General features: G+C 68.8%; 23 protein-coding genes and 4 pseudogenes. 10 read left to right on the top strand and 17 right to left on the bottom strand.

The window, feature by feature from the left end:
* Positions 1 to 91: 91 nt before the first annotated feature.
* A complete protein-coding gene (locus tag RV983_RS01180) occupies positions 92 to 382 on the bottom strand; it encodes a hypothetical protein (RefSeq protein WP_475983867.1) in 291 nt (96 codons plus the stop codon).
* 424 nt (positions 383 to 806) lie between these two features.
* Here RV983_RS01180 and RV983_RS01175 point away from each other — a divergent pair, with 424 nt between their 5' ends.
* Positions 807 to 3,275 carry an ATP-binding protein gene (locus tag RV983_RS01175; protein WP_475983866.1) on the top strand — a complete coding sequence of 823 codons (2,469 nt, stop codon included), beginning with the start codon at positions 807 to 809 and terminating at the stop codon, positions 3,273 to 3,275.
* Between the two features lie 396 nt (positions 3,276 to 3,671).
* Positions 3,672 to 4,037 (top strand): DUF1330 domain-containing protein, encoded by a 366-nt coding sequence (locus RV983_RS01170; RefSeq protein WP_475983865.1) that lies wholly within the window; start codon positions 3,672 to 3,674, stop codon positions 4,035 to 4,037.
* Between the two features lie 135 nt (positions 4,038 to 4,172).
* On the opposite strand, the pseudogene RV983_RS01165 reads toward RV983_RS01170, so the two are convergent.
* Positions 4,173 to 4,331 (bottom strand): annotated as a pseudogene (locus RV983_RS01165) (ISL3 family transposase); the annotation flags it as partial.
* Between the two features lie 94 nt (positions 4,332 to 4,425).
* A pseudogene (locus tag RV983_RS01160) lies at positions 4,426 to 5,617 on the bottom strand (transposase); the annotation flags it as partial.
* 225 nt (positions 5,618 to 5,842) lie between these two features.
* Between RV983_RS01160 and RV983_RS01155 the strand changes: the two are divergent.
* Complete coding sequence (locus RV983_RS01155; RefSeq protein ID WP_475983864.1) at positions 5,843 to 6,592, top strand: transposase family protein; 750 nt, start codon at positions 5,843 to 5,845, stop codon at positions 6,590 to 6,592.
* Between the two features lie 46 nt (positions 6,593 to 6,638).
* Here the strand turns inward: RV983_RS01155 and RV983_RS01150 are convergent, their stop codons facing one another.
* The 7 genes from RV983_RS01150 to RV983_RS01120 all read right to left on the bottom strand — a co-directional run bounded on the left by RV983_RS01150 (position 6,639) and on the right by RV983_RS01120 (position 12,630).
* Positions 6,639 to 6,881: a DUF5302 domain-containing protein gene (locus RV983_RS01150; protein WP_475983863.1), complete on the bottom strand. Its 243-nt coding sequence runs from the start codon at positions 6,879 to 6,881 to the stop codon at positions 6,639 to 6,641.
* Between the two features lie 748 nt (positions 6,882 to 7,629).
* Positions 7,630 to 8,292: an alpha/beta hydrolase gene (locus RV983_RS01145; RefSeq protein ID WP_475983862.1), complete on the bottom strand. Its 663-nt coding sequence runs from the start codon at positions 8,290 to 8,292 to the stop codon at positions 7,630 to 7,632.
* 352 nt (positions 8,293 to 8,644) lie between these two features.
* Entirely contained in the window at positions 8,645 to 10,177 is a 1,533-nt protein-coding gene (locus RV983_RS01140) for an ISL3 family transposase (protein ID WP_475983861.1), read from the bottom strand.
* Positions 10,178 to 10,650: 473 nt separating this feature from the next.
* Positions 10,651 to 10,884: a DUF6126 family protein gene (locus tag RV983_RS01135; protein WP_475983860.1), complete on the bottom strand. Its 234-nt coding sequence runs from the start codon at positions 10,882 to 10,884 to the stop codon at positions 10,651 to 10,653.
* Positions 10,881 to 11,249 (bottom strand): ArsR/SmtB family transcription factor, encoded by a 369-nt coding sequence (locus tag RV983_RS01130; RefSeq protein WP_475983859.1) that lies wholly within the window; start codon positions 11,247 to 11,249, stop codon positions 10,881 to 10,883. Before RV983_RS01130 ends, RV983_RS01135 begins: the two co-directional genes overlap by 4 nt.
* A gap of 177 nt (positions 11,250 to 11,426) precedes the next feature.
* Positions 11,427 to 11,660, bottom strand: a complete 234-nt coding sequence (locus RV983_RS01125) for a hypothetical protein (RefSeq protein ID WP_475983858.1) — start codon at positions 11,658 to 11,660, stop codon at positions 11,427 to 11,429.
* A gap of 283 nt (positions 11,661 to 11,943) precedes the next feature.
* Positions 11,944 to 12,630: a helix-turn-helix domain-containing protein gene (locus RV983_RS01120; RefSeq protein WP_475983857.1), complete on the bottom strand. Its 687-nt coding sequence runs from the start codon at positions 12,628 to 12,630 to the stop codon at positions 11,944 to 11,946.
* Positions 12,631 to 13,112: 482 nt separating this feature from the next.
* On the opposite strand from RV983_RS01120, the pseudogene RV983_RS01115 reads away from it, so the two are divergent.
* The 4 genes and pseudogenes from RV983_RS01115 to RV983_RS01100 all read left to right on the top strand — a co-directional run.
* A pseudogene (locus RV983_RS01115) lies at positions 13,113 to 13,565 on the top strand (universal stress protein); the annotation flags it as partial.
* Positions 13,566 to 13,603: 38 nt separating this feature from the next.
* Entirely contained in the window at positions 13,604 to 14,035 is a 432-nt protein-coding gene (locus RV983_RS01110; protein WP_475990186.1) for a universal stress protein, read from the top strand.
* 280 nt (positions 14,036 to 14,315) lie between these two features.
* Positions 14,316 to 15,209: a universal stress protein gene (locus tag RV983_RS01105; RefSeq protein WP_475990185.1), complete on the top strand. Its 894-nt coding sequence runs from the start codon at positions 14,316 to 14,318 to the stop codon at positions 15,207 to 15,209.
* Positions 15,210 to 15,270: 61 nt separating this feature from the next.
* Positions 15,271 to 15,783: a universal stress protein gene (locus RV983_RS01100; protein ID WP_475983856.1), complete on the top strand. Its 513-nt coding sequence runs from the start codon at positions 15,271 to 15,273 to the stop codon at positions 15,781 to 15,783.
* 273 nt (positions 15,784 to 16,056) lie between these two features.
* Here RV983_RS01100 and ppk2 read toward each other — a convergent pair whose 3' ends face one another.
* The 5 genes and pseudogenes from ppk2 to RV983_RS01075 form a co-directional block, all read right to left on the bottom strand.
* Complete coding sequence (ppk2, locus tag RV983_RS01095) at positions 16,057 to 16,869, bottom strand: polyphosphate kinase 2 (RefSeq protein WP_475983855.1); 813 nt, start codon at positions 16,867 to 16,869, stop codon at positions 16,057 to 16,059.
* A 137-nt stretch (positions 16,870 to 17,006) separates the two neighbouring features.
* A complete protein-coding gene (locus tag RV983_RS01090) occupies positions 17,007 to 17,639 on the bottom strand; it encodes a CBS domain-containing protein (protein WP_475983854.1) in 633 nt (210 codons plus the stop codon).
* Positions 17,640 to 17,676: 37 nt separating this feature from the next.
* Positions 17,677 to 18,142 (bottom strand): annotated as a pseudogene (locus RV983_RS01085) (Crp/Fnr family transcriptional regulator).
* Between the two features lie 161 nt (positions 18,143 to 18,303).
* Entirely contained in the window at positions 18,304 to 18,966 is a 663-nt protein-coding gene (locus RV983_RS01080) for a helix-turn-helix domain-containing protein (protein ID WP_475983853.1), read from the bottom strand.
* A 68-nt stretch (positions 18,967 to 19,034) separates the two neighbouring features.
* Positions 19,035 to 19,721 carry a CBS domain-containing protein gene (locus tag RV983_RS01075; RefSeq protein ID WP_475983852.1) on the bottom strand — a complete coding sequence of 229 codons (687 nt, stop codon included), beginning with the start codon at positions 19,719 to 19,721 and terminating at the stop codon, positions 19,035 to 19,037.
* Between the two features lie 186 nt (positions 19,722 to 19,907).
* Between RV983_RS01075 and RV983_RS01070 the strand changes: the two genes are divergently transcribed.
* From RV983_RS01070 to RV983_RS01060, 3 genes are all read left to right on the top strand, one after another.
* Positions 19,908 to 20,783: a universal stress protein gene (locus RV983_RS01070; RefSeq protein WP_475983851.1), complete on the top strand. Its 876-nt coding sequence runs from the start codon at positions 19,908 to 19,910 to the stop codon at positions 20,781 to 20,783.
* A gap of 281 nt (positions 20,784 to 21,064) precedes the next feature.
* Positions 21,065 to 21,358 (top strand): P-type ATPase actuator domain-containing protein, encoded by a 294-nt coding sequence (locus tag RV983_RS01065; protein ID WP_475983850.1) that lies wholly within the window; start codon positions 21,065 to 21,067, stop codon positions 21,356 to 21,358.
* Positions 21,247 to 21,585, top strand: coding sequence for a TrkA C-terminal domain-containing protein (locus RV983_RS01060; RefSeq protein ID WP_475983849.1), 339 nt, complete (start codon positions 21,247 to 21,249; stop codon positions 21,583 to 21,585). The genes RV983_RS01065 and RV983_RS01060 overlap by 112 nt, the downstream gene beginning before the upstream one ends.
* 36 nt (positions 21,586 to 21,621) lie before the next feature.
* On the opposite strand, the gene RV983_RS01055 is transcribed toward RV983_RS01060, so the two are convergent.
* Together RV983_RS01055 and RV983_RS01050 are read right to left on the bottom strand one after the other, a co-directional pair.
* The gene (locus RV983_RS01055) at positions 21,622 to 23,046 is read right to left on the bottom strand and encodes a HAMP domain-containing sensor histidine kinase (RefSeq protein ID WP_475983848.1); all 1,425 of its coding nucleotides are present in this window, start codon (positions 23,044 to 23,046) and stop codon (positions 21,622 to 21,624) included.
* Entirely contained in the window at positions 23,043 to 23,783 is a 741-nt protein-coding gene (locus tag RV983_RS01050) for a response regulator transcription factor (protein WP_475983847.1), read from the bottom strand. Before RV983_RS01050 ends, RV983_RS01055 begins: the two co-directional genes overlap by 4 nt.
* Between the last annotated feature and the right edge of the window lie 21 nt (positions 23,784 to 23,804).

Raw genomic sequence — 23,804 nt, 5'->3', positions numbered from 1 at the left:
CGGGCCGGGAGCCTTGCTCCGCGGGACCCGGCGGGTCCCGCGGATCATACGGGGCACAGTCACCGACGGACCCTGTGCCGGAGGATCAGAGTCAGTGCCTGGCAGCGGGCATGGCGATGTAACCGATGCCCAGAGCCGCCAGGCGCCCCACCGGTGATGAGACAATCACGAGAACCAGGAGCCGGGTTGCCGTCGCTTGCCGCGGCAGTACCCTGGCGCCGACGGCGCTCCCGGAGTGGCAGGGCGATGAGGCCTGACCGCCGCTGTGGGCCGGCTTGACGTGCGACGGCTCGCGCTTCTCGGTCGTCACCCGGCCCAGGCGCTGATGTTCGCCCTGGCTGGTCACGCCGTGCACGCCGTCCACGCCGTCCACGCCGTCCACGCCGTCCGAGGTTCCGGGAATCCGCTGGAAACGACGCCGCCCGTTTCGCCATGCCCCTCTGCTGACTGGCAGGATGCTGAGGGGCCAAGCTGTGGACGGCACTCACTCATCAGTGGCAGATTTACGTGCCGGAGGAAAGTGTTGGCCACGATAAATTCTGCCGATCACGGGTGTATCGGGATCTTCAATGCGCATTCATCTGAGGAGTACACCTTGTGGGCCGGGCCCCGACGTGTACTCGATCTGTCTACACATGATGTGACGCGGGATGTATGCGAAGCGAGACGGTCTGAAATCTGGTGGCTCGATCATGCACGTGCGGCCGCGTCCATGATTCCTCCGGCCGAGCAAGCGGTCTGACGAACTATCTGCCGATCACAGCGTAGTGCGGCTCGAGTGTGATTCTTCGTGTTGGGGAACCCGTATGCACATGATCACGCCTCACCCCGTCGAATGTGGGGGATGCGGCATCCCTGTCCAGTCCCAGGCCAAAAAATCGGCACCCCGATACTGCTCCAACGCCTGCCGTCAGCGCGCCTATCGACAGCGCACCAAGAACAGGGAGGGGCTCGGTGCGTCGTCGGCGATCGCCGTGCACGCTCAGCTGACTCCACTTATCGGTAGGGCGGATGAGCAGGTGGAGTTGGAGCGACGGCTCCAGAGCGCCCGCCTGGTCACACTCACCGGCCCGGCTGGAGTCGGGAAGACTCGCCTGGCACTCCACATGGCCATGCAGGAGCAGCGCCGCGGGCAGGCGGCAGTCGTCCTGGCCGAGTTGTCGCAGGTGACCGACGGGCGCGATCTGCTCCAGCGGCTTACAGCCGGATTCGAGGGTTCGGGCGCGCAGGGTGGCCGGCCGGCACAGCGAGACTCCAATCGGCTTCTGATCCTGGACACCTGTGAACACCTGCTGGTGGAGTGCAACGAAATTCTGTCGACTCTGTATACCCGTTACCCGGCTCTGCGCGTCCTGGCAACGAGCCGCGAACCCCTGTTCTTTCCGGGCGAGACCGTCAGCCCGATGAGCGGACTGCCCTTCCCCGAGGCAGGTGTACGTGAATCCGCGGCCGAGTTCATACGGTTCCCTGCGGTGCGCCTGTTCGCCGAGCGCGCGAGGGCGGTGAGCCCTGAGTTCCAGCTCGACGAAGCGAATTCCGCGGACGTCGGCGCCATCTGCGCGCGACTCGATGGAATCCCGCTCGCCATCGAGTTGGCGGCGCAGCTCGTCCGCGCCTTTCCGGTGGCCGAGATCCACCGACGGCTCGGCGATCGGCTGGACTTCCTGACGGGTGGGTGGCGGCTGGCGGATCCACGGCATCAGAGCCTCCGTGCGGCATTCGACTGGAGTTACGAGTTGCTCACCCCGGATGAGCAGCTGCTGTTTCAGGCTCTCTCATTGCTGCCGGACGGGTTTGGAACAGACGCGGCGACTGCCGCAGCACGCGGGGCGGTGCCGGCCCCTGAGGTGCCGAACCTCATCGCTGCGCTGGAAGCCAAGTCGCTCATCGGCTCCTACGGAAAGGAGCGGAGCGGGTTCGCCCGTTTCCGGATTCTTGAATCGGTTCGCCAGTACGCGCACGGCAAACTTATCGCCGACGGTCATGAGACACAGGCTCGCGACGGAATCGTCGACTGGCTTGTGGAAGGCATCGCCCCGGTCCCGGAAACGGGACTCCTGACACCTGAGTGCCTGGGCGTGATGGAGCGGGAGCGCGAGACTCTGTCCTACGCTCTGGAGGCGCTGAGCGCGGGTGGTGATGAACGCCGGATCCCACTCGCTGCCGCGCTGGACGTGCTGGACATGATGAAGGGATTCCCTCCGGAAAAATGCAGACGACTTAGTGCGGCTTTGAGGCGTGTTGACGGCGCGTCGACATACCGGCCGAACGCACTCGCACTTGAGGCGCTGCTTGCTGTATGGCGAGGCGAGTATCAACATGCCGCAACTCTCGTCGAAGAAGCAGGGACGGCTGGTGCGACGCGCCATCCTGTTGCGCGATGGCGCGCTGAGCTCGTTCTCGATCTGGTCCGTCAGACGCCTGAGAACGCGGCGGCGGCATGGAGACTTGATAAATCCCTTGAATCCAGTCTTCGGTTTTGTGATCCGGCGTCCATCGGAGTCGTGCTGTACGCGCTTGCCCGGTGTGTGTCCACCATCGGATGCACGGACGGGATCTCGGATCTGGTGGCCGAGGCATTGCGTGTCGCGCGAGCCGAATCCCAGGCAGGCCCACTCCGGGCGCTGCTGGTCTCGGCCGGGGCACTCGCTCTGGCCGCCGGTGATTTCGAACGAGCGGAATCACGCTTCGTCGAGCTGCTTCATGACGCCGAGGACAACCTCTTCTGGGCCGGGAGGGCGATCGAAGGCCTCGCGGTGACGTCTGTACACGCGGGCAAATACGAACACGCACTCAGGTTGCTGGCCGCCACGCAAGCGTCGGAAGAGCCCCCGTTGCACGGGATGGGTTCCCGGTGGCAGGCGCGGGTGGAGACGGCGCAGTCGAACGCGTTCGCGGCAGTCTCTCCGGCAAAAGCCGATCAGGCCCTCACGTACGGGCAGGCCCTGGGAGCCAGGCAGAGGGTGGACTACGCGCTGGGCAGACAGGAGACCCAAGGCGTGGAATCACGGTCCCACGGGCCACTGAGTCAACGGCAGTGGGAAATTTCCGCTCTCTTGTCCCAGGGGCTGACCAACAGACAGATAGCGGCACGGCTCTTCGTGTCGGTGCGGACAGTCGAAACGCACGTGCAGAACATTCGCGTGACCCTGGGCCTGAAAACGCGCGCGCATGTGGCGGCGTGGGCGACTCACGCGGCCAAGCCGTACGGCAATCCGCGCTCCGAGCCGGCGAGGGGCATGAGCGGCAAGCGGTGGAACCTGGCCTTGGAGTGACCTCCGCCCGCCGAAGTCGACGACGGCCGCCGACCGGTTTGCTCTTGGCACTCACTACCTGTGACCGCTTCCTCTGGGACCATCCGTCCCCATATCACGCTGTCCGGCCGGCAGGGGGAACCTCAGCGGGAGGTGTTCGAGGCCGGTCCCAGTGACGTTGCCGACCGCGGCCTGGTGATGCGCGAGCGGTTGCGATGTGGGCGGCGTCGCGTCCTTGGCCACGGCCGCTCGCCGTCCTCTCGCACTGCGAGCAGTGTCGATGATCGCTCCGGCGGGGACCTCTTAGATCATGGATGACATTCAACTTGCGTGAATCGCCTCTGCGGGGTTAGATCACATAAGACATCTAACTGCGCTGCGCGCCCACCGCGCTTAGCCGCCTGAGAGGAATCTCCGATGAGTACGTACCTGATCAACCATCTCCGTATCCCTGGCGACGTCCCGAACGAGCAGGGACTGGCGTACCTGGAGCAGGTCGAGGCCACTGTCAAGCCGTTCGGCGGGAAGTGGCTGGCCAACGGAGCAGCCGACGTGATCGAGGGTGCGTGGCCGGGTCTGGCCGTGCTGATGGAGTTCCCCGACCGCGCCGCCGCGGAGGCCTGGTACCGCTCCCCGGAGTACCAGGCGATCCTGCCGCTGCGGGTGCGCAACGCGATCTCGGACATCGTTTTGATCGACAGCCTGCCCGTGGGTTACACCGTGAAGGGGTTTGCGCAGGAGGTACGCGCCGCGGTCGCAGCGGCGGCCGGCGCCTCCGAGTGACGGCACCATCCCGACCGGGACGGGCGGCCCTGACCCACATTGGGTCAGGGCCGTCCTGACGACTGCATGCTGTCCAGCACGGGACTGTACAAAGAACGGCTCTGTTCCGTAGTCGGCGGTAGCGGTGGGTGTTCGTCATTGGAGCAGGATGCGGTGGCGAAGGAGGTCGCATCCTGCTCGACCGTGCATCTGGCGCATGATCTTCTTGGTGTGGGTGTTGACACCTTCGGTGCGGCCGTTGTGGTGGGGCATGGTGAGGCCGGCGTTCACGGCGGCGCGGTCGAGTTCGAGGCCCGGGTGAGTTTGTTGTTGTTGGCCTGGGCTGGGGTCGCGACTTGAAGGCGGCTGTGCGCTGCTGGCGTCGTCCGCCGGGGTCGGACAGGGGGACGGTGTGTCCGGCGGGGCAGGTCACCGTGGCGGCGGTGGTGTCGATGGCGAAGTCGTCGAGGGTGAAGCCGCCGGGGACCGCGGGTCGTAGTGGGGCGGGCTTGAGGAACAGCCGGTGACCTGCTGCTTCGAGGGCCTGGCGGGCCTGGCCGGTGGAGTAGGCGGTGTCGCCGAAGGCGTCCACCGGCCCGTCTTCTTCCGCGAGCAGGTGCAGACCGACGGCGGCTTCGTGGTGCTCGGGGCCGGCGCCGGGCGTGAGGGTGACGGCGGTGTATAAAGCCGGTCTCGGGCTCGACGGCCAGGTGAGCTTTGTAGCCGTCCTGCTGGTGGGTGCGGGTCTTGTGCACGTGCCGGGATTGCGGATCGACGGTGGAGACCAGCCGGCCTGGTGCGGTGCCTTGGGTGATGCGCCAGCGTCCGTCGCGGCCGTCGGAGTCCTGGGCGGGTTCGACGTCCTGCCCGGCGACCAGGGCCAGGATGCCGACGGCGTTGGCGGCTTTCTCGCCCAGTTCCTGCTCGGGCAGATGCCCCAGCAGCCGCAGCGCGTCACCGACCAGGGCGTCCACGAGATCAGCGCGTGGCTGTTGATCGTTCCAGGCGATCCTTGGTTTGCCCGGGTCGGTGTAGTCGTGCACGGTGCACTGCACCGTCGCGACCTTGTCGGCGCCGGGAACCTCGCGGATCACCGCGCGGATAGCGGCGATGATCTGGGTGACGGTGTCCTGGGTGGCCACGGCGTCGTCCAGCACGGTGGAATCCAGTGCCCGCCGGCGCTTGCCTTTGAGGACCCCGGTGGCCTTCACCACCTCGCGCACGGCCTCGAAGACCCGGTTCGGCCGGGCCGAGCGTGCCAGACGGCGGCGGAAGTAGGCCAGTAGCGACGGATCGAAGGCCATATCGTGCAGACCGAGCCCGCAGGCGGCCTTCCACCGCAGGTCACACCGCAGTTCCTGGACCGTCTCGAAGTCCGACAGCCCGTGCAGGGCCTGCACCGTGATCGCCGCGGCCAGAATCTGCGGCGGCATGGACGGCCGCCCGTTCGCCGACGGATACATGTCCGCGAACATCTCCGCCGGGAACAACGCTCCGCGATGCTCAGCCAGAAACGCAAACACACTTCCCGCCGGGATCAACTCCCGGCAGGTCTCCCACACATCCAGCCCGACCGTCTCCCCGGCCCATTCCCCCATCACCACGAAAACGAGTCTGACCCCACCACTCACGCGACGGGGCCAAAACCCAAGATCTTCATGAGTCTTCTAGGTGGTGGGCGCGATGGTGACCATCCAGTGAGCCTTTTCAGCGGGGCCACCGATCGGGTGACGGCCCACTGGTTGGAGACCGGTGCGAAACGGACGAGGCTCCTCGACGGTTGGGCGAGATGTCTGACGTCTCAACTCTTCTGCCGGGGAGCCCCGTTGGTTACGTGTCCTGCCGCACTGGACCTGCCTCACGCGCTGGTTGAGTGGGTGACGATGCTGATCGTCACCCAGGAGGGTGACCGCCGTTGCAAGCTCCGGCCCTCGCAGCGGGCCCTGGTCGCGCTGGTCTACCTGCGCAAGCACGACACCCTCGCGCAGATCGCGGCCGGCTTCCGGATCAGCGTCGGCACCGCCCACGCCTACGTGCACGCGGTCATCGATCTCCTGGCCCATCGCGCACCAGGCCTGACCAGTGCCCTGCGCGAGGCGGACGCGGAGTACGTGCTGGTGGACGGGACCCTCGCCGAGTGCGACCGGGTCGGCGACCAACGCGCCGACTACTCCGGCAAGCACCGCCGCCACGGCGTGAACCTGCAGGTCATCACCGACCCACAAGGCGAGATCGTGTGGATCTCCCGAGCGCTGCCCGGCCGCACCCACGACCTGACCGCGGCCCGCACCCACCGCATCGTTGCCACCTGCGTCCGCCTCGGCATCCCCGCCCTGGCGGATCTGGCCTACCTCGGCGCCGGCGGCACCTTCGCCACGCAGACCAGACGCCCGCCCCGCAAGGAGCTCACCACCCGGCAAAGATCGCTGAACCGGGCGCACGCCCGGCTCCGTTATCCCGTCGAACGCGGTATGGCCACCCTCAAACGCTGGCGCATTTTCCGTCACGCCCGCTGCAGCCCCAACCGCCTGTCGTCAGCAGCCAAAGCCATCCTCACCCTGGAGAAGCAACGCTGAAAAGGCTCAGTGGCTGAAGGCCGCGTAACGCCACCGAAACGACCTCTCAGCCGCCGCTCTTGCGTCGGAACGACCGCTGGCTGGCAGCCGGGCCGTGCGCGCCGCGCACCCTCGACGCGTCGGTGTTCGCAGCGAGGGCCGTGGCCTCCGCCTGCATGCCGCGTTTACGGGCCAGGGCCTCCCGAAACTTGGCCTTCAGGTCATACTGGCCGTTTTCGTCAGGCGCCAGGGCAGGGTTCTCGGCGTTAGCCGACTCGGAACCTTCTTGCGATGCAGACGCTGCAGTCATGGTGACCTCCGGGACTCGGGCATTGGGAAGCATAGCTTGTCATGCGGGGCACCTTGCGGGGTGCCCCGCCACCCGCGCCGTGTCAATCCCGGCTCGCTCTGGGGCGCGGCGAAGGTGTTGAAGCCGTCGGCATAGAGTCGCGGCCGCACGCGGGAATCCGGGGTCCGGGGAGAAGGCGAGCACCAACAGCCGCCTGTCGATCGCAGTCCACACCCTGCAATGTGCAGAGTTGCGCGTCCGCGTAGGAGACGCCCCGGCCACCTCGGAGGAGATGGCCGGCAGCGTGCGTACCGATCCCGTCGTCTCGCCGCCTGCTCTGCCGGTGCGGCGCCGTCCGGGCTGTCCACGGGGCGGAGGCGAGGGCACGGGAAAGGCCCCCGGCGGGGGCCCGTTGTCGTTGCCGGGATCCCCCTCGCCCGTCGGACTGGGTGCGCCGACGTGGGAAGTCCGGTTCGGGGGCCATCGGAGCTTGCGGACGCGGTCTGCTCCGACAGGCCACGCCCTACGCCGGTGGGCTCCTGGGCGCTGGGGGCGGCGAAGTGCCGCCAGTCCCGCAGCCCAAGCCCAAGGGCCTGAGCCAGCACGGGTACGTGGGTGTTTTCGGCATGGGCGAGCCCCTTCACATGCGCCTTCGTGGGCGGCCCGTTCCCGGTTGGGCGGTGACGAAGACCGGCGATTCGCGTTCGTCGGGCACGGTGCTCGGCCGGTTGCAGGCGCCGGTGGAACCTGCAACCGGCCGGGTAGGTGGTCAGCGGATGCCGGCTGCGACGGCCTCGTGGATGAACTCCGCGACACGCTTGGGATGGGCGAGCATGACCAGGTGGGAGGAATCGACCTCGGCAATGGTCATCTCGGCCCGGCGGTAGCCATAGCGCTCCACGTCGGGGTTGATGGTGCGGTCGGAAGAACACACCAACCCCCAGGAAGGCTTCGTCCGCCATGCCGAGACCGGAGCCTTCTCCGCGAACGCCATTGCTGCCAGCGGGCGTTGGGACACAGCGAGGACGGTTGCGAGGTCGCGGTCGACGTCGGCCGCGAAGACGTCCGGGAAGGCGTCGGGCCGGACAGAGACGTCGGTACCGGGCTCGCTGGAGCCTGCGACCGGGAAGGGCGTGTACACGAGCACGGAGGCGAGATCAGAGTCGGGGAACCGGCCCTGCAGCTCACCTGGGCTTTCCCCTTCTTCCAGGGCGTAGCCCGCCAGGTACACCAGTGCTTGGACATTGTCCTCCGCGCCGGCCACGGTGATGACGGCACCCCCGTAGGAATGACCGACCAGGACGACCGGTCCGGGTACCTGGCGTACGACCGACGCGATGTATTCGGCATCTCCGAGCAGGCTGCGGTTGGGAACCTCACAGTCAGTCAGGTGTGGCGCTCTGCGCTCATCGGCTTCACGTTCATCCGACACTCACAGCCGTTGCAACAGGAGGTTCGGCGCCGCAATTCTTCCTCCGATTCTTCCTGGACGGTACAGCGGCGGAGTGGTGACATCGGTAGGGCCCGTACCGCGGCTCCCACCGCTGGTCGATCAAGATGTCCTAGGGGAAGCCTCGTTGTCCATCACTCTTTCCACGTCCACCCTTTCCACGTCGCAGCTGTCCGCCTCCGATCGGGCGGAGTGCTGGCACGAAGTGGTGACGCGCACCTCGCGCCCGGCTTACGGTATGTCGCCTCGCGAATGGCAGGTTCACGGCTTGCCCAGTGGGGGGACTGCAAAAAGAACGGCCCTGTCTCACATTCGGTGGTGACGGAGTGTGCTGCTACCCGAGGAGGATGCGGTGGCGAAGTAGGGTGAAGCCTGCTCGTCCGTGCATCTGGCGCGCGATCCGCTTGGTTTTGGTGTTGACGCCCTCGGTGGGGCCGTTGCTGTACGGAAGCGTGAGCGCGGCAATCACGGCGTCCCGGTCCCGGTCCAGGCCTCGGGCGAAGGAGTGCAGATGGGGCAGATCGGTCGTGCGGACCTGCACGATCCAGCGAGAGAGCCCGTCGGCGTTTCCTTCGCGGGGTGTCAGGAGCTGGGCGAAGTCCGCAATACGGGCGGCCAGTTGGGTCATTTCGGGGCAGGCTGCGGTGAGGCGTGTCAGGAGGTCCTGATGTTCGGTCTTGAGGTTGTCGGGCCTGGTCAGGAGCATCCGGGCGAGCCGGCGCGGGGAGATGTGGCTGCGGTCGGCGTCCGCGCGGCCTTGGTTGATGTACTTGTGCAGGAGGTTGAGGCAGCCGGTGTAGCCGAGGGCCTTGATCTCTTCGAAGAGGTGCTTGACGGGGGCGGCGGGGTCCTCGGCCCGGCGTTTGCGCAGGTGCTCGCGGTAGGGGTCGACGAGGCTTGCGCGGTATTTGGGGACGCGGAGCATCCGCTCGGGCCGGTCGGCTCGTGCGTAGCGTTTGATGGTGTTCAGGGCCAGTTGCAGTCGGCGGGCGCATTCGAGCAGGCCAACGCCCTGATTGAGCAGGTCATGGACCTGGTGCCAGCGTTCCAGGGTGGTGCGGGCGCGGGGCCCGTCGTAGATGGGTGCGTCCAGTACGGTGGCCCAGCAGGTGCTGTGCGCCTTGACCTCGCTGAGGGCGGCTTCGCACAGGTTGTGCCACAGATGCCACCTGTCGGCGACTTGGACCGCGTCGGGCAGTGCGCGGCGGATGGCCTCGGCGTAGGTGGCTGAGCCGTCGCGGCAGACGACCTCGATGCCCGGATGTTCGCGCAGCCACGCTTCCAGCGTGTCGGCCGTGCGGTCCGGGAGTACGTCGATCCGCTCATGGGTCTCGGCGTCGATCACCACGGTGGCGTAGCGGTGCCGCCGGCGCAGGGCGAAATCGTCGATGCCGATCACACGAGGCGTCCGCCCGGTGGGCAACGGGATGCGCAGCAGGGTGCGCAGGGCCGTGTGACGGGACAGGCCCACCGCGAGTATCGCCAGCAGGCGTGATCCCGCCCGGCCCGCTAACTCTTTGACCACGGCCTTGACCTGCGCGGTCAGCCGGGCGGTGCGTCGCTGGTATCGCTCCAGCACCCCGGGCACCTGTTCGCGGAAGGTGTGGCGGCAGCCTCGCGTGGGACACACCAGACGCCGCACCCGCACACGGACCACCACCCGTCGCCCGTCGACCGGAACGTCGGCGACCGTCCGCCAGTGATAGCCGTGCACCCGTCCCGACGAGGCCCCGCACACCTGGCAGACCGCGGTGTCCAGCGGCGTCCGGGCCCGCACCACGATCCGCTCACCCTCGTCGGCCACATCGTCCATGACCAGCGGAGACAGACCCGAAAACACCAACTGCACAAGCTCGTTGACATCCATCACATGAAGGTCAACGAGCCTCACAACTCTCCGTCACCACCGAATGTGAGACAGGGCCAAAAGAACGGGTCTTACAAGATCTTCGTAGCCGGTGATCGTCATCAACTCGCCTGTGGTGTCGTCAGCCGGTCGGAAGAGAACAGCGAGCCGGAGCGGCTCGACCGCATGAGCGGAGCAGGAAGTGGTGTCGAAGCAGGTCTCGGGGAGCCAATTCTTGTGCGGGAAACCAGCTACCCCTGCCGCCGGGACCCGTCCGGCGGCGTAGCGCTGGCGGGCTTTGCCAGGTCGCGCACGGCGGCGTCCAGATCGGGGTGGATCTCCGGTGCCACCGGCGCGTTTCCGGCGACGTGGAGCGTGAGCCGCCCACCGCACAGTGCCACTCGGCGCCCCACTGCATGGAGCCGTTCCACGGCGTTGAGGCCGGTCACCGGGCCGTCATTCGGGACTTGGCCGTGCCGTTACGCCGTGAATCTTCAACCGGCCAGTCGTGCTGGGTGTGATCGTCCGGACTGTGTGTTGATCAACCTCGATGGTCTCTTTGGGGCGTGCTGCCCCAAAGAGAAGAGGAGGATGATGAAGCCGGCGATGATGTGTGTGACGAAGACGTAGACCAGGACCCGCAGGAGTACCGCCTTGTGCTTGTATTTTTCGCTGTCCGCGCCGTTGCTCGCGGGCGCGGGGGCCGGGACTTCGGCCTCGTCGTTCACGTGATATGTCCCGGTACCCGCGCCTCGGCGGGTCCGGCACCGGTCTGCTGCAGCTCGGCAAGGAGGTCCTGCTGTCCGACGAGCAACTCCGACAAGATCCGTCGCGCGGCCCGCAGCAGCTCCGCCACATCTCCTCCCGCCAGCGCATACACCACCGTGGTTCCGTTGCGGGTGGCCGTGACGATGCCGGAGCGGCGCAGCACCGCCAGTTGCTGGGAGAGATTCGACGGCTCGATCTCTATGGCGGCCAGCAGATCACGTACGGGCTTCGGGCCGTCCTGCAGCAGCTCCAGGACACGGATACGCACCGGGTGCCCGAGCATTCGGAAGAACTCTGCTTTGGCCTGGTAGAGAGGAACCTGCACCGCTACCACTCTGGCCCTCCCGGGGACGTGAATTGAAGAACTTTTCAATTTTGGCTCCATGGTGCGGTGACCCGAGGCGCAGGGCTATCCGCCCGGTCGCCGAACTCGCCCCAGTCGCGGACAGGGTCCACGTCAGCGCCCCTGACGCCGCATGTCGTCCTGAAACGCCCGCATGGCTCAGCTCCCGGGGGGCCCGTCCTGCGGACGCCCCGAGTGGGGATCCCGGCCAGCATCGACGCCGTGGTTGCGGGCTGTCCGTAGTGCGTCATCAAGGTCGTCCTGCGCCACCGCCACCGCATAGGGGTCCTCGACCTCCACCGCCGCCTCGGCGGCGGCGCGCGCCTCGCACACCCGTTGCCGCAGTGCCTCTGCGAAGCCGCCGCCCACGCCGAGCCCACGCTCCCGCACCACGTGCACACTCCGGAAGATAGGAAATTGAAGAATTCTTCAAGTCTACTCGGTTCTCGACGTCGTTTCGAGGGTGGGACGTCGGGTGCGTCGTCGAGTAGCCCGCTCTTGTGGCCCCAGGCTGCCGTCCGTGAGCGCGCCGGCGTCATCGTCACTGGCTGCCTGGGCGCGACGTATGGGTGCTGTGGATCGACGTTTGACTCGTCGAGGAAAGCCGCCCGACGTCCGGCACCCGCCCCCGACAGAGGGGGCAATGCCCGACCGCCGAGGCGACGCGTCGAGCCTGTCAGGAGGTCCGAATCACTCGCCCAGTCACTTGTGTGGGATTGATGCGGACCCACAGGTCACGTTTCCCGCCGGCCCATGGGCCCGTCGCGGCCTGTTCGGACAGTTGGCGTACGACGCCAGGTTCGTCGACGTGCTCGATCGTGCCGACGGTCAGGATGCTCCATCCCGAGCTCGCGGCCTCGTCGATGTGATCGACCTCGAAGGCGACCTCGGTTCCCGGCGCAGCAGCCGTCACGGCGTCAGGATCCGTGCGGTAGACGATGGTGCCGGCAAGCACGGTGTAATTGACCGGTAGGACCACCGGGCCCTCCGCAGTGGCCATCGCGACGCGGCCGACTCCGTGCGTGCCGAGCCGATCCCGGCACTCCTCAGGGCTGAGTTTCTGAAGAACCGGATGGGGTGCGGCGGAGCCCTGTCCGGGAGGTTCGGCGGCGGTGCCCTCGAGCAGTTCGTCGGGCGTAGTGCGCAAGGCGGCGGCAATCCGCAGGAGGCCGGCAGGGTCGAAATCGCTGCCTGCTTCTTGGAGAAGTTCCAGATAATGGGGCGACATGCCTGCCCGACGCGCCACCTCCTCACGGCTGATTCCGAGCATCGCGCAACGCTGCGTCACACGGCGAGCCACGTCGCCCGGCTGAGGTTTGGGCGCGCCGGCAGGTCGGTGGGAGGGTGTGGGGTTCTCGCTCACGGCTTTGCACCTCCTACCGTCGAGGATGTCACCGGCGGCGGTCGCGGTCCTGTCGGCCGACGGTTCGTCGACAGCCCGCCCTGAGGCCGGATGGCGCATTTTCCGGCCTGTGGCCGCAACTTCACCCAGCGTGCCCTTGGGCAGCCGCAGGGTCTGGCTGACCGCTTGCCGCCCCGCAGCCCCCGACAACAGGAGGACTGGTGTGCGCAGTGAAAATCCCAGCCGACAGGCTCGGACGAAGCCGGCCGCATCCCTGCACACCCCACCGGTCGGATGAGGGAACCCCCACACCCGTTCATCCGGGTACGGAAACCCGCGGGCCGAACCTCGCACCGGTGCGTTCTGTACCTCCCGTGCGAACCCCGCATCGGGGCGCATCGGCCCTGACATCGGGCCGTCCGGCCCCACCCCCCAGTGGTCGCGCACCCCCCACGCTGAGTGTCGCGAGCGGCCCGGTGCCGTGCCGGAGGGGATGAGGCCAGATGGACGCCGACATGGACCTGGGCTCCACGTGGTGGGAGCCGCCGTCCAACCCGGAATTGTTCGGACACGTGGTCGTGGGGGTCGAGGGCTCGCCGGCCTCCGGACGTGCGCTGGACGCTGCCGTAGCAGAGGCCGACCGCCGCGATGTGCGGCTGGAGATCCTGCACGGGCAGCCCTGGGGCGGGCACCACAAGGCGACAGCGCACGGGGTCCGGCCCTACCACGTCGCGCAGGCGCTGCTGGTGGCGTCTGCCGCCGCACGTGCCGCCGAGCTTCGCCCCGGCCTGCGACTGACCACCTCGTTGGTCGACCGGCACGCCGGTGGCGTGCTTGAACGCCGCGGCCGCGATGCGGGTCTGGCTGTGGTCGGGACCCGGGGGCACGGCACTGTCACGGGGACACTCCTGGGCTCGGTAAGCCCGCGCATGGCCGCGCACACGGCCTGCCCACTGCTCGTCGTGCGCGGTGAGGAACCGGAACAGCCCTCCGAATACGACCGAGTCCTTCTGGCGCTGGAGAGCCACGCCGACACAGAGGCGGCGGCGTTCGCCTTCGCCGACGCCGATCGTCGTCACGTCCCACTGACAGTGCTGCACGCCGGGACCTCCAGGCCGAGCGTCCGTCGCTGCAGGCCTGCGGGCAGTCCCTCGCAGGACGCCGGCACGGGGCACACGGAGGTGACCGGACAGTGGCTCAGCTGGGCAAGGCGCATCCGGAAGTCGCGACTGACGTACAAACGCTCCACGGTGCAGCGACTCACGTCCCGCTGGAGGCCACACATACTGCGGACGTGGTGGTCGTGGCCGCGCAGCGCCGTGCGGGCGGCCCCCGCATGCGGCTGGGTCCCGTCACGCGCGCCTTGCTGCGCGGTGCCCACTGCCCGGTGGCCGTCGTTCCGGTCCCGGCGCCGGGACAGCCATGATGCCGCCGGCATCGGCTGGGCCGTGATCGAGACATGGCGGGACGACACGGCCCGAGTGGCCGGTGCCACCGGGCACGGTGCTGGGGGAGTCGGCTGGAGATCCCGCGCGACCAATGGAATTGTGGGAGAGCGCCCGTCCGACTCCCGTCGCGGCGTGGTCGCCTGGATCAGGCGGCTGTTCCGGGACCATGAGGCCCGGAACGCGGCGTGCGAATGCCGTTCCCGTGGCCGAGGTGACGCGGCGAGGGTCCCATGGAACCAGTGCACATGGGAGGCAACGATGACGGACTCACCAGGCAACCGGCCCATCGTGGTCGGTGTCGCCCCGGAACCAGCGCGCCGGTCCGCGCTCGCCTGGGCGGCCGACGAGGCCGCGCGGCGACGACTTCCCCTGCTCCTGCTGCACGCCCAGGGAGTTCCCACTGGCGGATACCGGACGAACGAGGTCCTGCCCTCCTGGGAGCAGTGGAACGAGGTCCTGCACACGGCGGGGGAGCAGCTGCTGGCCGAGGCTGTGGTGTTCGCCGAGTCCCGGCAACCGGACGTGAAGGTCTCCGCACTGCTCGGCGAAGGCGATCCCGTCTGGGTCGTGCGCGAGCAGGCCCAGGACGCCGCCCTGGTGGTGCTCGGCTCCCGGCATCCGGCCACCGCCCAGGATCTGTTCCACTCCGCGTCGGTCACGCTTCCGGTGGTCGCCCAGGCCCGGTGTCCCGTGGCAGTCGTACCGGAGTCGGATGCCACGGGGCAGGCGCAGACGCATTGGGTCGTCGGTGTGGACGGCAGCGCCCATTCGGCGGCAGCCGTGGACTTCGCCTTCGACGAGGCATCCCTGCACGGTGTGGGCCTGCATGCCGTGTACGTCTGGCACGCCGCGCTGCTCGGCGGCCTGAACAGGGCCGCGGCGGAGGAAGAGGCACGGCAGGCACTGGCCCAAGCGGTGACAGAGGCGGCGGCCGACCATCCGGAGGTGGACCTCCACCAGGAGGTCGTACGCGGTCACCCCGTCCAGGCGCTCACCGACGCCTCGGCCCACTGCAGGGGACTGGTCGTCGGCACACGTGGACTCGGCGGTTTCGCCGGCATGCTGATGGGCTCGGTCAGCCAGGGCGCGCTCCACCACGCGCGATCACCGGTCGTCGTCGTACCGCACACCGACGGGAAGAGGAACGATTAGACGACCCCACGCCACCCACGGCCGCGCGGGCGTGCCGATGGGGGCGTCGCCGACAGGAGGCATGGTGAACTCGCGGCAGGACAACAGGCCACGGATCGTCGTCGGTGTCGACGGTTCGCCGTCCTCGAAGGAGGCGCTCGCCTGGGCGGTACGGCAGGCGTCGCTGGTGGACGGAGTGATCGACGCCGTGATCGCTTGGGAGTATCCACAGTTCTACGGCTCGTTCGGCTGGATGCCTTCCGCGGGTCAGGATCTGCATCTCGATGGCGCGGCGGCGCAGGTCCTCGATGACACCATTGCCACGGTGACCGGGGCGCAGCCGGTGGTGGACGTCCGCAGCCGTGTGGAATACGGCACGCCGGCCGGTGTGCTGCTCGCGGCGGCCGAAGGCGCGTCGTTGCTGGTGCTCGGGAACCGCGGTCATGGTGGGTTCGCCGAGGCACTGCTGGGGTCGGTGGGACAGCACTGCACCCAGCATTCACCGTGCCCGATCGTGATCGTCAGGGGACAGGAGCAGCCGTCCGCGCCGGGGCCCGCGGTGGCGAGCCGACGTCGGCACGCGCGGGACCAATGATCGACGGCAGCCGGCGGATACCGCCGACGAGCCGGTCGACGCCAAGGACGGCGGGTGGCGCGGTCGGACCCCGTCGGACGGCGATCATGGCCACATCGTCGACCGGCGAGCCGCCGCAGTGATGCCGCACATCGTCGTGGTGGGCCCCGAGCGGTTCGTTCGGCGGCAGACTCGGGAGCCGTCACCATCGGCGAGCCAAGCGGATCGGTGCCGGCGAGGGAAGGGTGTGCCGTCTTGCGGCCTCTGCGGTAGATCACCGCGTCTCCCATGCACTTACTCGCGCAGGCCGGCCGAGTGGTCCGGCACAAACGTCTGCAAGTCGCGCGGCGGCCGCTGGTAGCCCGTCGAAGGCGGCCGCCGTGGCAGTTCGATAGAGGAAAGCGGAACCTCCTCGTAGGGGATGCTGGACAGGAGGTGCGCGATCATGTTGATGCGGGCCGCGCGTTTGTCGTCGCTCTCGACGACGTACCAGGGCGCCTCGGGGATGTCGGTGTGCACGAACATCTCGTCCTTGGCACGTGAGTACGCCTCCCAGCGAGTGATGGACTCCAGATCCATACCCGACAGCTTCCAGCGGCGGGTCGGGTCGTCCAGCCTGGCTCTGAAGCGCTGTTCCTGGACGGCGTCGCTGACGGAGAACCAGTACTTGCGGAGCAGGATGCCGTCCTCGATCAGCAGCCGCTCGAAGATCGGGCACTGGTGGAGGAAGCGCGCGTGCTCCTGGGGTGTGCAGAAGCCCATGACGTGCTCGACGCCGGCACGGTTGTACCAGCTGCGGTCGAACAGCACGATCTCCCCGGCCGCCGGCAGGTGGTCGACGAACCGCTGAAAGTACCACTGCGTGCTTTCACGTTCGGTCGGCGCGGGGAGAGCGGCGATGCGCGCGATGCGCGGATTGAGATGGGCCGTGACCCGCTTGATCGTGCTGCCCTTGCCCGCCGCGTCACGGCCTTCGAAGACGACGACGAGCCGGTGGCCCTTGACCCGCACCCACTCCTGCAACGTGACCAACTCGATCTGCAAGCGCAACAGTTCCCGATCGTAGACGCCCAGGGGCAGTCGGCCCTGCCGCTTCTTGTCACCCATCTCCCGGTGCCCTCGCTTTCCTGGACCGTCCGCGACCGGACCGGCGGAGCAGTGGGGCCGGGCCGGAACGTCGGAATCGTCGTCGACCTCGTACAGCTACCCCCCGAGCGCGGCTGGGGTCCCTTGGCCGGGAACCCTCAATCCCACTCGACGTCCACGACGCCCTCCACGGCGCGGGCCAGACGGGCGGCGACGGGCACAAGTGCCGTGTCGCCTGGCGTACCGCTGAAGCGGACGACGCCTTCTTTCACGTCCGCGCGCACCGGCGACGGTTCTCCGGGAAACAAATAGGCCACCACTTCACGGCGCACCTCCTCTGCGATGTCGTCGTCGGGCCGCAGGAAGACCTTCAGCAGGTCGCCCCGGCTGACCACGCCGCACAGGATCCCCTCGCTGTCGGTCACCGGCAGGCGCTTGACCCGGCGCTGTGCCATGGCCCGTGCGGCCTGGGCGAGCGTGGTGTCGGTGTGCACGCACACGGCTGGAGCGCTCATCAGCTCCTCGGCGGTCACCGCTCCGGCCTTGGCGATCTCGGCGAGATGGCGCATCTGCTCGGCACGGGTCGGATCGCTGTCGCGGTACTCCTCCTTGGACAGCAGGTCGGCCTCCGAGACCACACCGATCACCCGGCCGTCACCTTCCAGCACCGGGACGGCGCTCACCTTCCACTTCGCCATCGTCTCGACGATCTCCTTGAACGAAGCACCACGGGCGACGGCCACCACCGTCTGTGTCATGACGTCGCTCACGATGTGCGGGCTCCCGTGCACGGGGTCCTCCTTCTGTCGCGGGCACGCGCCCCGTCGGTCAGCCGCGTTGGCCACTCCCGTAGGGGGCGTAGAGGTCGAGGAGCCGTGTGCGGGCGCCCTGCAGGCGGTGCGCGACGATCTCCGCGACGCGCCGCGAGACGTCACGGCCGAATTCGGCGTCGGCTTCGCACAGTGCCCTCACGATCGTCGCGTCAAACTCCAGTGCGCGGACGGGGCTCTGAGTCTGAGCTCCCAAGTGCCAGGTGTACGGGGGGGAAGAGCCACGAGCAGCCGAGCAGATCGCCCGGTCCAGGGGTTGCGACGACTGCGGCACGCCTGCCGGGTACATGCAGATCGAGGGAGACGGAGCCGGTCCGGATGACCCAGAAGCGGTCCGCTCGCTGTCGCTCCTCGAAGATGCGGGTCCGCTCGGGGAAATCGACCTCGCGGGACAGGTCGGTCAGGCGGCCGTGGGCGGTCGGCGGCAACGCGTCGAACAGACCGGTCGTGCGGCTGGTGGTCATGGCTGCCTCCGAGTGTCTCTCGTGGCACTACGGCCGATACGGGCGGTTTCCTGTGCCGGTCTCCAGCCTTCGCCGCTCCGACCGCTCCCGAGGAGGGGCCGGCCGGCCCCGTCCGCGGGCCGCACGGCACTGCCCGGCTCGCCAGGCACCAGGCCCCGTTGTCACGGGACTTCGATGCGGCGCCCGGTGAGGTCGTTCACGTCGATTCGGATCCACAAGTCGCGGTCGTCCCTGCCGGGCCAGGGGCCGGTGTAGGCCAGCCGTTCCAGTTCCGTCGCCTGCTTGCCCGCCACGGCCCGGGCGCGGCCGCGGGCCAGGACGCTCCAGCCCTGACTCAGGGCCTCGTCGACGCTGTCCACCTCGAATGTGACATCAGTGCCCGCTACGGCGGCGGGTGCGGACCCGGCCGCCGTTCGGAACACGATGGCCTGTCCCACGATGCTGTAGTTGACCGGCAGCACCGCCACACCGTCGTCGGCGAGCGTCACGACACGGCCCACGCCGTGAGTGCCCAGCAGCGCCCGGCACTCGTCGGGTTCGAGTTCCAGGAAGCGCGGATGCGCGGAGGCCTGTCCCAGTCCGGGGGGAAGGTCTGCCTCGCCTCCGTTGAGCGCGACGACCGTGGTGCTCAACGCCGCTGCAAGGCTGCGCAGGGTTCCCATCGCGGGAGCCGCCGTGGCCTCCTCCTCGAGGAAACGCAGATAGCCGGCCGAGAGGCCGGCGTTGACGGCGACCTCGTCGCGCGACAGCCCCAGCTCCTCGCGGCGCCTGGCGACACGCCGGCCGATGTCACCGCGGGCGTGGGAAGTGGTGTTGCCGGTCATGATCGTGCCTCTCTGTGCTCAACGGTCGCCAGGGCCGAGTGGCGCCGCGACCGGAGGGAAGCCGTGAGTCAGGCAGGCTGGCGGTGCGACGTCGTGGGACGGCTGGAGTCGTCCTCGTGGTAGCGCAGGTGCTCACGGACGTCGACGACCCCGTCGACTCCGTTGCACAGCGCGACCAGGACGGGGATCAGGCTCCGTCGCTCGATCGTCCCCTCCAGGGCCACCCGGCCGTCGACCACATGCACCGTGACCGCCAGGGGCGACAGTCGCAAGGCATGGCCGAGCACCTCGGAGGTGATCTCGTCGCGGATCGCACGGTCCTGCCGGAGGAACACCCTCAGCAGGTCTGACCTGCTCAGCACCCCGACCAAGCAGCCGACTTCGTCGACCACGGGCAGACGCTTCACACGGTGCTGCTCCATCGTGCGAGCGGCTTCCACCACCGTCCACTCGGGCCGGGCTGTGACGGCCGGGCTCGTCATGAGTTCGCCGGCGGTGATGGCTTCCGCCTTGGCACGGTCCGCGGGCGAGGCGTACGGCGCCGGCATGATGTCGGCTGGATCAGGTTGCCCGGCCGCCTTGCGCAGCAGATCCGCCTCGGAGACGACCCCCACGGGACGATTGCCGTGGTCCACGACCGGGAGCGCCGTGACATCGTGTTCCGCGAGGAGTTTCGCGACCTCCTTGAAGGGCGTGTCCGGCCGCGCGCTCACCACTGGCGTTGTCATCAGGTCACTGACGTTTCGATGCCACATCGTCGGTCTCCGTCCCTCGTCATCACTTTCACTGTCCCTCGTCCCGCTGGGGCGACGCATGGGCCAGTGGGTCCCGCACTCCGGCCGACCGGACCCCGGGCGGGGCCGGGCAGCCCCTGCCTTCGGGGAACCGCCGATCACGAAACTGACATGAGGGCAAAAAGCCGGAGAAAGGCGGTAGTGATCATGTCGCTTCCCCTGATCGTGGGCACCGACGGCTCCGATGCCGCGCTCAGCGCCGTGGACTGGGCCGTCGATGAAGCGGCTCTTCACGGTTCAGAACTGCGCATCGTGTATGCCTCACTGTGGGAGCGCTACGAGGGAGCCGCGCCGTCCCCCGGGGCAGGCCGTCCGACCGAGCGGATCATGGCCGGGCACATCCTGGCGTCGGCCGAGGAGCGCGCGCTGCTGCGCCGGCCCGAGGTCGAGGTCTCGGTCGAGGTCCTGGCCGAGGAGGCCGAGGAAGCGCTGTTGCACCTGAGTCACCAGGCCGCCGCCCTTGTGGTCGGCAGCCGCGGTCGCGGCGAATTCGCCTCTCAACTGCTGGGTTCGGTCGGCCTGACCGTGGCGGCGAAGGCGACCTGCCCGGTCGTCGTGATTCGCGACGACGGTGCCGAGCCAGGTGACAGGCCGTGGATCGCCCTGGGCATCGATCCAGTCGACGGGTCAGGGGATGCTGCCTGCGTGTTCGCCTTCGTCGAAGCACGACTGCGCGGCTGGGGCGTCCTGGCCGTCCATGCCTGGAGGACGCCCCACGGGGTCGGCCCCGACTGGGAGGGATGGCAGGATTCGGCCACCCACAAGGATCACGCCGTGGCCGTGGAACGGTTGGACCGGGCTTTGAGGCGGCCGACGGCCGGTTTCCCGGACGTGCCCGTCACACGCGTGATGCCCGAGGGACGCGCACGCCCGGCGCTCCTGGACGCGGCTGGGGGCGCCGGCCTGCTGGTCGTGGGCGCGCGGCGCCGTCACAGTCCCGTCGGACTGCAGTTGGGGCCGGTGAATCATGCAGCGTTGCACCACGCATCGTGCCCCGTGGCCATCGTCCCTGACCAGGGTTGAAATCTGAGGGCCCGGCGGTTCCCGCCGGGCCCTCAGGGGCGCGCTGACTTGTAGCGGCCGCGCCTGTGGCGCCGGCTGCTGGCCCCAGTCCACCGACCTGTTCGCGATCGTGCTGCTCATCGCCTCGGTCGTCACGTTCCTGGCATACGGACCGCAGAGACCCCCACGACCGGGGGACGCTCCAACTCGCCCTGGCCATCGTCGGGGTGGTGCTGCTCCACGCGGTGATCTGCTTCGCCCAGGAGTGCTCGGCGGAGCGCACAGCGGAGTCCCCGCAGGCGATGGTCCCGCACACCTGTACCGCGCTGCGGGACGCCGAGCGCGAGGTGGTGCCTGGACGAGAACTGGGGCCCGGTGACGTACTGGTCCTGGACGCGGGCGACGGGGTACCCGCCGACTGCCGGTTGGTCGAGGCCCGTGCCGTCGCCCTCAACAGCGCGCGTCCACGAGAGACAACACGTGGTTGTTCGGCAGCGCGTGGGGGATCGACGCGGCGGTGCCCGCCGCCACACCGCTGGTCTCATGGATCGAGGAGGCGACGGGAGCCGCCGGCACCGTTGCGCTGTTGCGCCTGAGCAAGGCGGGGGACAACCTCGACGAAACCGCGATCAGCACGGCATCGCGGGCCGCCGGGCGTCCCTTGGGCGGGGTGCGCGTGCCGGAGGGCACCGTGATCGCCACGGTCGTCCGACACGGCCGGCCCACCGTGCCCGAGGCAGACATGGTGCTGCGCCCCGGGGACGAACTCCTCGGGTTCTCTCACACCGCCACCGAGCGGGAAATCCGTGCGGCTGTTGAGTGAGGCGCGGGGCGTGAACGGCTGACGAGCCCGGTCGGCTCAGTTGCGGAGCACCACGCGGAATGCGGTGTGTCCAGGGCGGCTGCTGACGTGAACGGTGCCTCGGTGAGCGGCGACGACGGCTTGGACGATGGCGAGCCCGAGTCCGGTACTGCCGGTACTGCGCGAGCGCGCCTGGTCGGCACGGACGAAACGTGTGAAGACCTCTGACTGGAGTTCCTCGGGGATGCCCGGTCCGTTGTCACTGACCGTCAGACAGGCACCGGCCTCGTCCGAGGTGAGGGTGACCGTCACCTGGGTGCCGGGTGGTGTGTGGGTGCGGGCGTTGGCGAGTAGATTGCCGATGGCTTGCTGCAGTCGGTGGGCGTCGCCGGTGACGGTGACGGGTTCTTCCGGAAGGTCCAGGAGCCAGCGGTGGCCAGGACCTGCGGCGCGGGCGTCGTGCGTGGCGTCGAGGACGAGCAGGGTCAGGTCGACGTTGTCGTGTTCGAGGGGACGTCCGGCGTCGAGTCGGGCCAGGAGCAGCAGGTCGTCGACGAGGCGGGTCATGCGTTGGGACTCGGACTCGATACGTTCCAGGGCATGGCGTATGCCGTTGGGCACGGGGCCGTGTCGGCGCAGGGCGAGTTCCGCGTGGCCGCGGATGTTGGCGACCGGGGTGCGCAGTTCGTGGCTGGCGTCGGCGGCGAAGTGCCGCAGGCGTTCCTCGCCGGCCTGGCGCCGGATGAGGGCGTCCTCGACGTGTCCGAGCATCTGGTTGAGTGCGGCGGCGACCTGCCCGACCTCGGTGCGCGGGTCGGAGTCCGGGAGAGGCTTGGGCATGGCGACGTCGCCGTCGGCCAGGGGCAGTCGCGCGACGCCGGACGCATGTTCTGTGACCCTGTGCAGGGGGCGCAGGGAGACCCGCACCCACACCGCCCCCGCGATGCCTGTGGCGAGGAGGGCGGCGCCGAACACCCCGGCCTCGACGGCTTCGAGGCGGTGCAGGGTCGCTTCCACGGGGCGCAGGGGAAGGCCCGTGAGGAGGATGTCGTTGTCGTCGCCCTGCACCGCCACGACCCGGTAGGGGCCCAGAGGGGAGAGGCGGATGCTGTGGCCCCTCCCGTCGACCGGGATGCGGTTGAGGGCATGACGGTCACCGGGGAGGAGCGTGAGGGGACGGTCTGTCGCGTCGTCGACCACCGCGGCCTGGGTGACGACACCGTCCAGCAGTCGGGCGCCGAAGGTGGCATCGGCCTGTCCCCGGGTGTCCGGCCGGTTGTCCGCGTCGGGGGCCCTCTCGTGCTCCAGGCTGGCGGCGAAGCGGCCGCCGGTCGCCGTGAGCTGCTCGTCCAGCCTCCCCACCAGGAACCCCTGGAGGGCGAGGACGGTGGTGACGCCGACAGCCAGGCATGCGACCGCAAGCAGGACGAGGAGCCCGGCGGTGAGCTGACCACGCAGCGTACGCGGAGGGAGCCGCCTCATGGCGTCTCCGGCTTGAGGACGTAGCCGACCCCGCGCACGGTGTGGATCATCGGGGAGCGCCCGGCGTCGATCTTCTTCCGCAGGTAGCTGATGTAGAGCTCGACGACATGGGCCCGGCCGCCGAAGTCGTAGGCCCAGACCCGGTCGAGGATCTGGGCCTTGGACAGCACGCGCCGGGGATTGCGCATGAGGAACCGCAGGAGTTCGAACTCGGTACGGGACAGCTCGACGACCGTCCCGCCTCGGCGGACCTCCCTGGCCTCCTCGTCCATGGTGAGATCGCCGACCACCAGGAGGTGCGCCTCGGCTTCGGCGGTCATGCCGGCCCGGCGCAGCAGGCCGCGCAGCCGGGCGAGGACCTCTTCCAGGCTGTAGGGCTTGGTGACGTAGTCGTCACCGCCGGCCGTGATGCCGGCGATGCGGTCCTCGATCGCATCGCGGGCGGTCAGGAACAGCACGCACACACGGTGCGCGTCGCGCCGCAGTTCGCGCAGGACGTGCAGGCCGTCGGCGTCGGGGAGCATCCAGTCCAGGACCACCGCATCGGGGCGGAAGCCCCGAGCCGTGGCGAGCGCGGACGCTCCGTCGCCGGCCGTGCGGACCTCCCAGCCCTCGCCGCTCAGGGCACCGGACAGCACGTCGGTGACATCAGGTTCGTCGTCGACGACCAGGATCCGCACCGGGTTGCCGTCGGGACGTTGCAGGGCGCGGAGCGGTGGAGTGCTGCGTTCTTCCATGGTCTGTCCAGCATCTCTCGC

Source organism: Streptomyces sp. RLA123 (genome assembly GCF_056270165.1).
This window is presented reverse-complemented; position numbering and strand designations above follow the sequence as displayed.

Coding starts and splice junctions, on each gene's coding strand:
- RV983_RS01075 (WP_475983852.1), bottom strand. CDS start 19,721: ATGTGGCATCGAAACGTCAGTGACCTGATGACAACGCCAGTGGTGAGC.
- RV983_RS01150 (WP_475983863.1), bottom strand. CDS start 6,881: ATGACTGCAGCGTCTGCATCGCAAGAAGGTTCCGAGTCGGCTAACGCC.
- RV983_RS01140 (WP_475983861.1), bottom strand. CDS start 10,177: ATGGATGTCAACGAGCTTGTGCAGTTGGTGTTTTCGGGTCTGTCTCCG.
- RV983_RS01065 (WP_475983850.1), top strand. CDS start 21,065: ATGGTCCCGCACACCTGTACCGCGCTGCGGGACGCCGAGCGCGAGGTG.
- ppk2 (WP_475983855.1), bottom strand. CDS start 16,869: ATGGGTGACAAGAAGCGGCAGGGCCGACTGCCCCTGGGCGTCTACGAT.
- RV983_RS01070 (WP_475983851.1), top strand. CDS start 19,908: ATGTCGCTTCCCCTGATCGTGGGCACCGACGGCTCCGATGCCGCGCTC.
- RV983_RS01170 (WP_475983865.1), top strand. CDS start 3,672: ATGAGTACGTACCTGATCAACCATCTCCGTATCCCTGGCGACGTCCCG.
- RV983_RS01175 (WP_475983866.1), top strand. CDS start 807: ATGCACATGATCACGCCTCACCCCGTCGAATGTGGGGGATGCGGCATC.
- RV983_RS01050 (WP_475983847.1), bottom strand. CDS start 23,783: ATGGAAGAACGCAGCACTCCACCGCTCCGCGCCCTGCAACGTCCCGAC.
- RV983_RS01055 (WP_475983848.1), bottom strand. CDS start 23,046: ATGAGGCGGCTCCCTCCGCGTACGCTGCGTGGTCAGCTCACCGCCGGG.
- RV983_RS01100 (WP_475983856.1), top strand. CDS start 15,271: ATGGTGAACTCGCGGCAGGACAACAGGCCACGGATCGTCGTCGGTGTC.
- RV983_RS01105 (WP_475990185.1), top strand. CDS start 14,316: ATGACGGACTCACCAGGCAACCGGCCCATCGTGGTCGGTGTCGCCCCG.
- RV983_RS01080 (WP_475983853.1), bottom strand. CDS start 18,966: ATGACCGGCAACACCACTTCCCACGCCCGCGGTGACATCGGCCGGCGT.